General features: G+C 39.8%; 10 protein-coding genes and 1 pseudogene. All 11 read left to right on the forward strand.

Annotated elements, in window-relative coordinates; all coding sequences use genetic code 11:
• Nucleotides 1-18 precede the first annotated feature (18 nt).
• The 11 genes and pseudogenes from ATG70_RS20025 to ATG70_RS20075 all read left to right on the forward strand — a co-directional run bounded on the left by ATG70_RS20025 (nucleotide 19) and on the right by ATG70_RS20075 (nucleotide 12,424).
• Nucleotides 19-1,344: a glycoside hydrolase family 30 protein gene (locus ATG70_RS20025; protein ID WP_098446610.1), complete on the forward strand. Its 1,326-nt coding sequence runs from the start codon at nucleotides 19-21 to the stop codon at nucleotides 1,342-1,344.
• Nucleotides 1,345-1,379: 35 nt separating this feature from the next.
• Complete coding sequence (locus ATG70_RS20030) at nucleotides 1,380-4,451, forward strand: carbohydrate binding domain-containing protein (RefSeq protein WP_098446200.1); 3,072 nt, start codon at nucleotides 1,380-1,382, stop codon at nucleotides 4,449-4,451.
• Between the two features lie 173 nt (nucleotides 4,452-4,624).
• Nucleotides 4,625-5,239 (forward strand): annotated as a pseudogene (locus tag ATG70_RS20035) (TerD family protein); the annotation flags it as partial.
• Nucleotides 5,240-5,265: 26 nt separating this feature from the next.
• Nucleotides 5,266-6,300, forward strand: coding sequence for an ATP-grasp domain-containing protein (locus ATG70_RS20040; protein ID WP_098446201.1), 1,035 nt, complete (start codon nucleotides 5,266-5,268; stop codon nucleotides 6,298-6,300).
• 16 nt (nucleotides 6,301-6,316) lie between these two features.
• Nucleotides 6,317-6,985 carry a vWA domain-containing protein gene (locus ATG70_RS20045; RefSeq protein ID WP_098446612.1) on the forward strand — a complete coding sequence of 223 codons (669 nt, stop codon included), beginning with the start codon at nucleotides 6,317-6,319 and terminating at the stop codon, nucleotides 6,983-6,985.
• A 245-nt stretch (nucleotides 6,986-7,230) separates the two neighbouring features.
• A complete protein-coding gene (locus ATG70_RS20050; RefSeq protein ID WP_098446202.1) occupies nucleotides 7,231-7,836 on the forward strand; it encodes a TerD family protein in 606 nt (201 codons plus the stop codon).
• Nucleotides 7,837-7,866: 30 nt separating this feature from the next.
• A complete protein-coding gene (locus tag ATG70_RS20055) occupies nucleotides 7,867-8,448 on the forward strand; it encodes a TerD family protein (RefSeq protein ID WP_098446203.1) in 582 nt (193 codons plus the stop codon).
• 69 nt (nucleotides 8,449-8,517) lie between these two features.
• On the forward strand, nucleotides 8,518-9,096 hold the full coding sequence (locus ATG70_RS20060; protein WP_098446205.1) for a TerD family protein: 579 nt from the start codon (nucleotides 8,518-8,520) through the stop codon (nucleotides 9,094-9,096).
• An 88-nt stretch (nucleotides 9,097-9,184) separates the two neighbouring features.
• A complete protein-coding gene (locus ATG70_RS20065; RefSeq protein WP_202407313.1) occupies nucleotides 9,185-9,910 on the forward strand; it encodes a TerC family protein in 726 nt (241 codons plus the stop codon).
• Nucleotides 9,911-10,068: 158 nt separating this feature from the next.
• Complete coding sequence (locus ATG70_RS20070) at nucleotides 10,069-11,154, forward strand: HpcH/HpaI aldolase/citrate lyase family protein (protein ID WP_306472725.1); 1,086 nt, start codon at nucleotides 10,069-10,071, stop codon at nucleotides 11,152-11,154.
• The gene (locus ATG70_RS20075; RefSeq protein ID WP_306472726.1) at nucleotides 11,081-12,424 is read left to right on the forward strand and encodes a phosphoribosyltransferase family protein; all 1,344 of its coding nucleotides are present in this window, start codon (nucleotides 11,081-11,083) and stop codon (nucleotides 12,422-12,424) included. Before ATG70_RS20070 ends, ATG70_RS20075 begins: the two co-directional genes overlap by 74 nt.
• Nucleotides 12,425-12,429 lie beyond the last annotated feature (5 nt).

Raw genomic sequence — 12,429 nt, forward strand, 5'->3', positions numbered from 1 at the left:
TCTGTGAAAACAAAAACAATGACTCATATTCAATCGGCTAGAGATAATGGAGATCTTCTTAACGTTAAAGAACCCCTAGAAGTCTCATCTCTTCCAAATGAAGATGCTACTCAGATTAAGCTTAATCCAAATGAAACATATCAAACAATACTAGGGTTTGGTGGTGCCTTTACAGAGGCATCTGCTCATACCCTTTCTCTTATTAGCGAAGAGAAAAGGAATGAAGTTATTCATCGCTATTTTCATCCAGAAGAAGGACTTGGCTATCGTTTCGGTCGTACTCATATGAATAGCTGTGATTTTTCGTTAGGCAACTATACGTATGTTGAAGATAATGATACATCTTTATCAACCTTTTCAATTGAGAGGGAAAAGGAACTTGTCATTCCATTGATAAAAGATGCGACTAAGGTAGCTGGGGACAGCTTGTCTATCGTTTCTTCGCCATGGAGTCCTCCGCATTGGATGAAAAGCAATAATGAAATGAATCATGGTGGAAAGCTTCTTCCAGAGTTTCAATCTACTTGGGCGAACTATTACATGAAGTATGTTGACGCAATGGAAGCGGAGGGAATCCCGATTTGGGGATTAACAATCCAGAATGAACCTGAAGCAAAGCAAGTATGGGACTCTTGTCTTTATACAGCAGAAGAAGAACGAGATTTCATTAAAAACCACCTTGGACCCGAAATACGGAAGAACGGTAGAGACGATCTTAAAGTGATTATCTGGGATCACAATCGGGACGTTGTTTATGAGCGGGCAAGTAAAGTGTTGTCTGACCCAGAAGCAGCTCAATATGTTTGGGGAACTGGACTTCATTGGTACGTTTCTGAGGAGTTCGAAAATCTTTCAAAAGTTCACAATGCTTTCCCTGATAAGCACCTTATCTTCACAGAAGGTTGCATTGAAGGAGGAGTGCAACTCGGTGCGTGGCATACTGGTGAGCGATACGCGCGGAACATAATTGGAGACTTGAACAACTACTTAGAAGCATGGATTGATTGGAATATCGTATTGAATGAAGAAGGCGGTCCGAATCACGTAGGTAATTATTGTGATGCACCGGTCATTGTTGATACGAAAACAGGTGAAGTTCATTACAATAGTTCTTTTTATTATATAGGTCACTTTAGCAAGTATGTAAAGCCTGGTGCCGTTCGGATATCATGTACTGCTTCTAACAATGATATTCAACTAACTGCTTTTCAAAATCCGTCTGGTGAAATAGTCGTTATCCTTATGAATGAAAATGATGAAGAACATGCTGTTAATCTGGAGCTCGAGGAACAGAATGTAGCTGTTCTAATGCCTGGTCATTCGATCTCTACAATTCTCATATAAAGACATCTTTTAAAATTTGAGGAGGACCATTTTTTATGCGAAGTGTTATACCCGTTCTACTTGCCGGTGTTCTTGCTTTAAGTCCTGCGATTCCAACCGCTGCCTCTAGTCACGATAAAGGAAAAGAAAAAAACGATAGTGAACAGGTTGTTGCGAAACCCTTTCATCCAGCTGTGATGAAAGGGAAAGTCCACGGAACAACAAAATTGAGAGCTTCTGTTCAAGATGATCTGCACCTTGCTGTGAAGATCTCAAATGAAGCAATCAAAGCTAAAGTAGGAGAAGCTGTGCCGAGTGATCGGACTGTTACGAATCCTTATGTCTCTGGAACAGATTTATCTGGTGTGGATGAAGAAATTAACAAGTTCGTGATGGTTTATGTCCTTGATGAAGATAATGAAATCGTGGACTTTAAGCAAATTGAGCTAAAGAAAAGCGACATTCAAAAAGAAGAATGGAACCTTGTATGGGAAGATGAATTTAATGGTGAGTCAATTAACGAAGAAAAGTGGAATTTTGTCGAAGGTGGCGGTGGTTATGGGAACAACGAGTGGCAAAATTACACCAATCGAGAAAAAAACGCTCGTGTGGAAGATGGATCTTTAGTAATTGAGGCTCATAAGGAGCAATTCGGAGGAAACGACTATACATCTGCAAAGTTAACCACCCAGAATAAAGGCGATTGGACGTATGGACGTTATGAAATTAAAGCGAAACTTCCAAAAGGACAGGGGATGTGGCCAGCTATCTGGATGATGCCGACAGATTATGAGCTTTATTCAGGTTGGCCAGCAACTGGTGAAATCGATATTATGGAGCTTCTCGGCCATGATCCTGATACCGTATATGGAACTCTACATTACGGAAAGCCGTGGAAGAATACTGGTGAGTCATATGATCTTCCAGTAGGTGATTTTTCTGATGAATATCATACGTTTACTTTGGACTGGGAACCAGGAGAGTTTCGCTGGTATGTAGATGGTATTCTCTATGCAAAGCAAAATGATTGGTTCACAAAGAATGAGAACGAAGCAGCTGCCTATACATATCCGGCTCCTTTCGATCGAGACTTTTTCTTGCAACTTAACTTAGCTGTAGGAGGAAATTGGCCTGGTTATCCTGATGAATCAACCAATTTTCCTAATAAAATGCTAGTTGATTACGTGAAAGTTTATGAGCTTGATGGAGACTATCGTGAAGCTGGGGAGCGTCCGGTAACAGAAGAAACCGTTGAAGATTTACGGGAGCCGGTAGATGGTGACTACGTTTATAACGGTCAATTTGATACAGATCTCGAGTACTGGGATTTTCAACCCTTTGAACCATCCGATTTATTTGGTGGTGCAGGAGATGTGACTGTAGTCGATGGAGAAGCAAACGTGACGATATCTGATCCAGGCGACCAGCCATATGCGATTCAATTTGTGCAACCCAATGTACCACTAGAGAATGGCGAGCGCTATAAGCTTTCATTTGATGCACGCTCCAGTGGTGATCGTGGAATGGTTGTTAATGTTTCTGGTCCTGAACAGGGATTTGCTAGGTATCTTTCAGATAAAAGTGTAGACCTGTCTTCAAAGAATGAGACATTTTCTTACGAATTTGAGATGGAAAATGGGACAGATCCGCATTCCCGCATCGAGTTCAACATGGGGCAGAGTTCGAAATTACCAGTATGGATTGATAATGTTAGTCTCGTTAAACTGCCTAAGGATCCGAATGCGTCGAAAAAAGTTCTTCCTACAGGAAACTATATTTACAATGGAACATTCGATCAAGGAGATGATCGAATGGTGTTCTGGAATGTCGATCAGGATGGAAAGGCAAAAGCTAGTGCTTCTGTAGGTGAAGCAATTCCATCTCGTGAAATGACAGTAGATGTTAAAAAATCAAATGAACTTGAGGATGTACGTCTTAGTCAGGATAAATTGAATGTAGAAGAAGGTGTTTACGTACTGACCTTCGATGCAAAAGCGGATGAAGCAAGAGCGATTGGAGTACGATTGACAGATAAAGCTCGTTCACAGGAGTATGTTAGGGATGAGAACATTTCCATTACAGAAGAGATGAGCTCTTATCAAGTTATGATTGATATGAAAGAAACCGATTCTAAAACGGTATTTGAATTTTTACTAGGCGGAAGCAGTCGCTCGAGCGTTACGATTGATAATGTAGAAATGAAACGCGTAGCACCACCCGTTACGATTGAAGGCGTAACGAAAGTGGAGGCAGAAGATTTTCAATCGATGTCCGGCGTTCAGATTGGAGAAGATGGCAAAAGTGTTGGCTGGATTGATGAAGGCGATTGGATGCAGTATGCCGTAGATGTAAAAGAAGAGGGCAATTATACTGTGCGCTATCAAGTCGCTTCAGGTCGAGATGGAGCTAACGTCACGCTGTTGAGTAAAGAAGGAAATGTGTATGATGGCACACGAGAAATGGGTGAAATTTTAGTTGGAGAAGCCGATCAACTAACTTCGATAGACGTCGCCCAAACAGGTGGATGGGGGACTTGGAAAACTGTTACAGATACAATCTATTTAGAAAAGGGTCTTCAAACGCTTCAAGTTAATGCGGCTAACCTGAACATAGATTGGCTCGTCTTTTCACCAGAGCAAACAGATACTGAAACGGTGATAAGAAATGGTGATTTTTCAGCTGGATTAACAAATTGGGGCTCATGGTGGGGAGATCAGTGGAGCGGTACAGCTGAAGGAGAGATCACTCATGAAGATGGCCAGATGAAGATCGTGGTTTCAAAAACGGGTGAGCAGTCATACAGTCCTCAAGTTTTCCAGGAGAAACTTTTCTTAGAAGAAGGGCAAACGTATAAAGTCTCCTTTGATGCTAAGGCTACAGTGGCAAAAGATATTAACCTTGTCATCGGTGAACCATTAACATCAGATCCATGGTTCATACCGTTTATGGAAACAAAAAAGGTTTCTATTGGAGAAGAAATAGAAACGCATTCATTTACTTTCCAGATGAATCAAGCAACAAGTGCAAATGGCAAAATTGTCTTTGAAGTTGGAAAAATTGATGGTATTGCTACGCCATCAACTATCGTGTTAGACAACGTGGAGATAGTGCCTGTCACTACCCGATAAAGGGAAGAATTTGTCGAAAAAAAGAGTTGGATCAAGGTTTTACTTGGTCTAACTCTTTTTCATTTACTTTCGTACACCTTAGATAACTATTTTTTGACGAATAAAGGAGTATTTTGAAATCTGTCGAATGTTTAAAATTGGAATATGATTTTATGGATTGGGGTGGCGAAATGATTGAATTGAAGAAAAAAGGCGATTCCATTAATCTTTCAAAAACAAGCATGCCTTTAGGCGAGATCCTCGTCAATCTTAATTGGAGTGTAGGAAGCAATGAGCAGTCATCTGGATTTTTCTCTAGTCTGTTTAAGAATAAAACACAAAATCAACATACAGACCTCGATCTTGGTTGCCTCTTTGAATTGAAGAACGGAAAAAAGGGGTGCGTTCAAGCGCTAGGGAACGCCTATGGATCTTTTGATCAAATCCCTTACATGCAATTGGATGCAGATGATCGAACGGGTGCAGTCACTGGTGGAGAGAACTTGCGAATTAATGGAAGTCGTATTTCAGAAATTAAACGAGTGCTGATCTATTCGTTTATCTACGAAGGAGCTACCAATTGGTCCGAAGCTGATGGGGTTGTCACGTTAACATACGATGATGGAGAAGATATCACTGTGAAATTAGACGAGCATCTCAACGGACAAAATATGTGTGCCATTGCCATGATCGAAAATATTAATGATAAGACATTTAAAGTAAGAAGACTTGTAGAGTACTTCAGTGGACATCAACAAATGGATCGGGCCTACAAATGGAAGATGAAATGGACCGCAGGATCTAAATAGTTTTCATACAAAAGAAGGAGTAGAACATGACAAGAATATGGTTTAATCGATGGTTTACAACAGTTGCACATTACATAGAAATGATTCGACAGAACCATGACGGAAAGGTGTTCGAAGTATATGGTTCACACCCGAGTGAAGATGCCTTGTATTTACAGTATTGCGATCAAGCGTTTGTAGAACCTGATCTAAGTGGGCATGCGTACGTTGAGTATTGCCTGCAGACTTGTATCCATAAGGAAATCGATTTGTTTATTCCGCGTAAAGAAAATGTCCTCATCTCAAGGAACCTTTCGAAATTCCACAGCATTGGCGTAAAAGTTCTCGTAAGTGATGCAGAACTGATGGCTCTTATGGACAATAAAGCTGCCATGTACCAATCCATTCTTACGAAGGAAAAAGAGCTGCAGAAATCAATTGTGCCTCTTCCAGACTATGTGGTTGTAAACAAAGTGGAAGACTTTAAAAAAGCGTATCATTTTCTTCGAGAGAAAGGTCATACGGTTTGTTTCAAACCTGTAATCGGGGAAGGTGCAAATGGTTTCCGAGTGATCAAAGAAGGCCAGGAAACGATTGAAGAGCTTCTTACAGAAGGGGTATCGAGAAGAATTTCATTTGAGCATGCCTGTTCCATTTTAGGTCAACAAGATTCGTTTCCAGACTTGATGGTCTTAGAGTACTTAGATGGGTATGAGTATAGCATTGACTGCCTTGCGTATGATGGAGAGTTGCATCTTGCCATTCCTCGTAAGAAAGTTGAGGGGAGAGTAAGAGAACTTGAGAACAATGAAGAGTTACTAGAAATTGCACGAGCTATTCACAAGGAATATAGCATTGATTACATCTCAAATATTCAAGTTAAGTTCAGCAATGGAATTCCTAAGCTTCTTGAAATTAACCCAAGGATGGCCGGGGGCTTGAACATTAGTTGCTTATCTGGTGTAAACATCCCCTACGAAGCGATTAAATTATTGCAAAATGGAGGCAATCCATCTCTTAATTTAAAGCCAGAAATGGGCATACGTGCTAGTCATATCGAGAAAGAAGTTGTCCTTTCTTAAAAATAAAGGAGGTAGTCTGATGAGTATTACATTAATGAAAAAGAATGCTGGGATTGTATTAAAGAAAAAGAATCTAGATCAGGTTGTAGCCAGAGTAGGGCTTGTTCTAGATATCAGTGGATCAATGCGAAAACTATACAAAGAAGGGATCGTTCAAAAAGTAGTTGAGCGTGTTCTGGCCGTTGCGAGTCAATTTGATGATGATGGTTCATTAGATGTGTGGGTCTATGATAATGAATTTAGTCGGTTAAAACCTGTAACAGAATTTGATTTCGAAGGATACGTAGATCATCAAATACTTTCGAACGACCTCGTTCATAAATTTGGTAGAAACGATGAACCTCAAGTAATGGAAGACGTTATCAGTAAATACGTTAAAGAAGACCCATCTAAAGAGCCGGTGCTCATTGTGTTTATTAATGATGGTGGCTGTAAACGTGGAATTAAGAAAGCTATTGTTGAATCCTCAGACCAACCTCTTTTTTGGCAGTTTATTGGAATAGGAGATTCTAATTTTGATGTGCTAGAGAAATTGGATACCATGACGGGGAGGTTCATAGATAACGCCAACTTCTTCCATATAGAAGATATCGACCGGACAAGTGATGAAGTATTGTACAATAATCTTCTAAATGAATTTCCAGATTGGTTGAAAGAAGCAAGAGAAAAGAATGTGATACAGTAGCGTTAACAGAATCGACAAAATCTTTTCAATTTATTAGAGTTGACCAAGGGTTAAAGGATTCATTTTAGCTGAAAATATGTTAGTTTTAAATAGAAAGAATCTGTTTTTGCTGTTAAAACAATTTTTTTGTTGAAACTTGAAACTTTTCGAAGTTAGGCACGTATTACAGAATAGGCAGCTAACGATTAAATTTAATACGCACAATATCATAATCGATTTAAATCTACTAACAGGAGTGAAACGATTTGACAATTTCTTTGCAGAAAGGTCAACGAATTGACTTAACAAAAGGAAATGCCGGCTTATCGAAAATTATGGTTGGTCTGGGTTGGGATCCAGTTGAGCAAAAGAAAGGTGGCCTTCTAGGCGGTCTTTTTGGAGGCGGAAGCGGCGGCGCTAACGTTGACTGTGATGCTTCAATCTTAATGCTTGAAGATGATAAGTTAACTTCTAAGAAAGATTTAATTTATTTTGGTAATTTAAAAAGCGCATGTGGAAGTATTAATCACACAGGTGACAACTTAACGGGTGCAGGAGACGGTGATGATGAACAAATCATCATAGATCTCGGACAAGTTCCACAACGCATTACGAAGCTCGTTTTTGTTGTTAATATTTATGATGCCGTAAAACGCAAACAGGATTTTGGTATGATTCAGAACGCGTTTATTCGCGTGGTCAATCAGTCAAATCAAGAAGAGATGCTTAAATTTAATCTTACAGATAACTACTCTGGTAAGACAAGCCTATTCGTTGCAGAAATCTATCGCCACGGTAGTGAATGGAAATTTGCTGCTATTGGAAATGGAACGAACGATGCAGGGTTAAGCGATATTGCGAAAAAATACTAAACTACTAAAATATTAAAGGGGCTGACTAGCATGGCTGTATCATTATCTAAAGGACAAAAAGTAGATTTAACAAAAACAAATCCTGGACTTTCAAAAGTTATCGTAGGACTTGGTTGGGACACGAACAAATATGATGGTGGAAAGGACTTTGACCTGGACGCAAGCATCTTCCTATTAGATAGCACTGGTAAGTGTTCTTCTGATAAAGATTTTGTTTTCTATAATCAAACTGAAGGTGGTGGCGGTTCGGTTGTTCATACTGGTGATAACCGTACTGGTGAAGGTGCAGGAGATGACGAGCAAGTAAAAGTTCATCTTCAAGATGTACCGGCTGAAATTGAGAAAATTTCATTCGTCATTACGATTCATGATGCTGAAGCACGTAGCCAGAATTTCGGTCAAGTATCGAATGCATTTGTACGCATTCTAAATGAAGAATCAAATGAAGAGCTCATCCGTTACGACCTAGGAGAAGATTTCTCAATTGAAACGGCGATTATTGTAGGTGAATTATACCGTCATAGCGGCGAATGGAAATTCTCTGCAGTTGGTTCAGGTTATCAAGGTGGACTTGCTAGAATTGCAACTGATTTTGGTTTACAAGTCGGATAAATTCTTCTTTTTGGCAAGAGGGACACTCCCTCTTGCCATTCCAATATAAACGCGAATTGGGGGATCACATTGGGAATTCAACTATCTAAAGGACAGAGAATTGATTTAACAAAAACGAATCCAGGACTCGTTAAAGGACTTATTGGACTTGGTTGGGATACGAATAAATATCAAGGTGGTTCGGACTTTGATTTGGATGCATCAGCTTTTCTAGTTGATGCAAATAATCGTTGTCAGGATGATTTGGATTTCATTTTCTATAACAATTTAGAACACCCAAGTAAATCCGTCATTCATACAGGTGATAACCGTACAGGTGAAGGGGATGGAGATGATGAGCAGCTGATCGTCGATTTTTCCAAAATCCCAGCTCATGTTGATAAAATCGGGATTACCGTTACGATTCACGATGGTGAGGGGCGGCATCAGAACTTCGGACAAGTATCGAACGCATTTGTTCGTCTTGCGGATGAATCCACTGGAGAAGAGCTATTGCGCTTTGACCTTGGAGAAGACTTCTCAATTGAAACGGCAGTTGTCGTTTGTGAGCTTTATCGCCACGGTAGCGAATGGAAGTTCAATGCAATTGGAAGTGGGTTCTCAGGCGGACTTGCTTCGCTTTGCAAAAATTATGGCCTTGAGGTTTAAGGCTTAGCTAGTTGACATTAGGAGGAAACATCAAGTGGAAATTTTACAAGAAATTCTAAACACATATGCCTCTTTCTTTGATTGGGAAATGTGGGGAGAAGTTTTAACAGACCCTGTTTCATGGGGGCTTATTGGTACATTGGTTCTTCTGGAAGGTTTGTTATCAGCTGATAACGCACTCGTTCTTGCCGTTATGGTTAAACACCTTCCTCCAGAGCAACGTAGAAAAGCATTAACGTATGGTTTAATCGGTGCTTATTTCTTCCGATTCCTCTTTATTGGTATCGGAATGTTTCTTATTAAATTCTGGTGGATCAAAGTATTTGGTGCCGCATACCTTGCTTGGATTGTCATTCAACACTTTAGAAATAAAGGTGGAGAAGAAGGCACAGAGGGTATGAAAAAAGATACCTGGCTTGTGCGTACATTTGGGTTGTTCTGGGCTACTGTCATTTCAGTAGAACTAATGGACATTGCATTCTCTGCTGATAGCATCTTAGCTGCATTAGCTATTTCAGAACAGGTATGGGTACTGTTACTTGGAGGAATGATTGGTATTCTTCTTATGAGAACAGTAGCTGGCGTTTTCCTTAAATTGATTGAAAGAGTACCTGAAATGGAAAATACAGCATTTGTTTTGATTGCAATTATTGCCTTGAAGATGTTCTTAAGTGTTTTCCATATCGAAGTTCCTCACGTAGCATTCTTTGGTATCATCGTGCTTGCGTTCCTTGGAACATTTGTTGTTCATTATATTAATAATCGAAATCGTCCTTACGCAGAAGAAACAGCTTCAGCAAAAGAGAACGAATAGCAGAAAAAGGAGGAGACGCTGGTGCTCTCCTTCTTTTTTATACGGTTAAACCGGTTTTTGTAAATAAGAAGTGATTACAGGGGGTGAAGAAGCTGGAATATTTTCAATACCTATCAGAAATACAGAAAGAGCATATCTTCTTTAAGAAGCCAGCTCCAATGAGTAAACATGTAGGACGAGAACAGCTTGCTTATGCGGTTGGGGCTGCTTTATATATGCCTGCAATACGAAAAGATATTGCAACGATCGTGATCCAAGAAAAGTATAAAGAAGTGGTGACAATTGTTCTTGATCTTGAAGATGCGATTGGAGACAACCGTGTCGATGAGGCGATCGATCAAACGGTGGAACATCTATCAGCCATTGAAGAAGCGATGGTTTGTGGGACACTAAATTGGGAGAGCTTGCCCCTCTTATTTATTCGCGTTCGCTCTGCCAATCAACTAAAAGAAGTGGCAAGAAAATTAGAAACTTCCATTCATTATTTAACAGGATTTGTGTTTCCTAAGTTCTCCACAAGTAATGGTAGAGATTACTTACATACTTTACGAGAGGTGGAAATGACCGCAGGAACACGATTATACGGGATGCCAATATTAGAGTCTCCAGAGCTTTTCTATAAGGAAACACGCTACACGGAGTTTCATTCTCTTTCATTATTGTTCCAAGAATATGAATCTTCCATACTAAATGTACGTATCGGGGCCACAGATCTTTGTGGACTTTATGGAATACGTCGAAGTGCACAGTCAACGATTTATGATATTTCAGTAATGAGAGATTTTATAGCAGATATGGTCAACTATTTTGGGAGAAGCTTTGTCGTTTCTGGTCCTGTTTGGGAGTATTTCAATAATCGACAGGAATTAAGAGAGCATGGAGAGCAGAACGTCTCTGATTATAATACTGGGCTATTGAATGAGGCGTTACTTGATTTAACCAATGGTTTGATTGGCAAGACGGTTATTCATCCCTCGCACCTTACCGTGGTGCAAAGCGTGAATGTTGTATCGAAAGAAGAGTACCTTGATGCACTTAGTATTCTTGAAAATGCAACTGGTGAAATAGGTGTTCTAAAAAGTAACTCACAGAACAAAATGAATGAGATTAAGCCGCATCATAAATGGGCAGTAAAAGTTATTATGAAATCAACGATCTATGGGGTGTATCATGACAAGTATAATTTCTTCAAAATGCTCACCGAAACAATACCATTTTCCGATCCTGTCGGATATGAGCGTTAATCTAGAAATCACGCAAAATGCATTGAGCATACCAATCAATGAATTTTTTAATATGGCAGCACGAATTAATAAAAAACGAGGTTTTCTATTTGTTAGTAAGATACTAGGAAAGCATCTTCCGGTCAATCCCTATAAGCCATTGCTTGCTTCAGGACTTCTTGCTTCTACTTATTATGAACGAGTCACAGGTCATGTTGTTGATGATCTTTCAGACATTCGAAAAGGGTTTTTAAGTAATCAAAGGGAAGAGATTGAGAAAGCATATGAGCTCTTGCAAATGAATCCTCTTACCCTTCAAGAACCTCCAATTGTAATCGGATTTGCTGAAACAGCCACTGCGCTTGGCCATGCAGTGTTTGATTGCTTTCAACAAGGCTACTATATTCACACAACACGTGAGAATGTAGGCGGACTCGCACCAGAGTTCAACTTTAAAGAAGAACACTCTCATGCAGTAGATCAACGCTGTTATGCCAATCGCTCAATTCTTTACAAACAACATCCAATCTTATTAGTGGATGATGAAATTACGACGGGTAAAACGTGTCTTAACATTATCCGTGAGCTTCACGCTAAATATCCTCGCGAGCATTATGCGGTTCTTTCTTTATTAGATTGGCGATCGGAAGAAAACATGGAACAATATCAGGCATTGGAAAAAGAGCTCGGCATAACGATACGTGTTGAATCGCTTCTTAAAGGAACGATTGCGTTTGAAGGGAAGCCACTTGAACGCCCGATCAATGAGTTTCATGCTAATGAAGATCCGAGTAAGGAAACGGTTATCAATCGAATAAACCTGGCATCTGAGTTTCAGTCTTTACCTGAGAGTGGCTATCTTTCTTATAGCGGGAGGTTTGGCATTAACGAAACGGATCAAGCAGTGATAGAAGCGTCGTGTCAGCAGGCTTCAAAGATTTTAAACAAAGAACAACATGGTGGAAAGACGTTATGTCTTGGAACGGGAGAGTTTATGTACATTCCAATGAAGATTGCATCTTACTTGGATGGAGATATCTCCTATCATTCTACTACGAGAAGTCCTATCCAACCGGTTAAGCTTGAGGATTATGCCATAACAGAAGGCTTCACTTTTCAAAATCCAGAAGATCATGCCATTCAACACTATGTCTATAACATTCCAAAAGGCGAATATGACGAGGCATTTGTTTTCTTTGAAAAACGGGTTTCAGACGACAATGTTATGGAATTCGCAACATTATTAAAAGAACGAGAAATCAAAACGGTTCATATCGTTACGTGTTCGTGAAGAAA

This window comes from Bacillus sp. es.036 (genome assembly GCF_002563635.1).
Lineage (GTDB): Bacteria > Bacillota > Bacilli > Bacillales > Guptibacillaceae > Guptibacillus.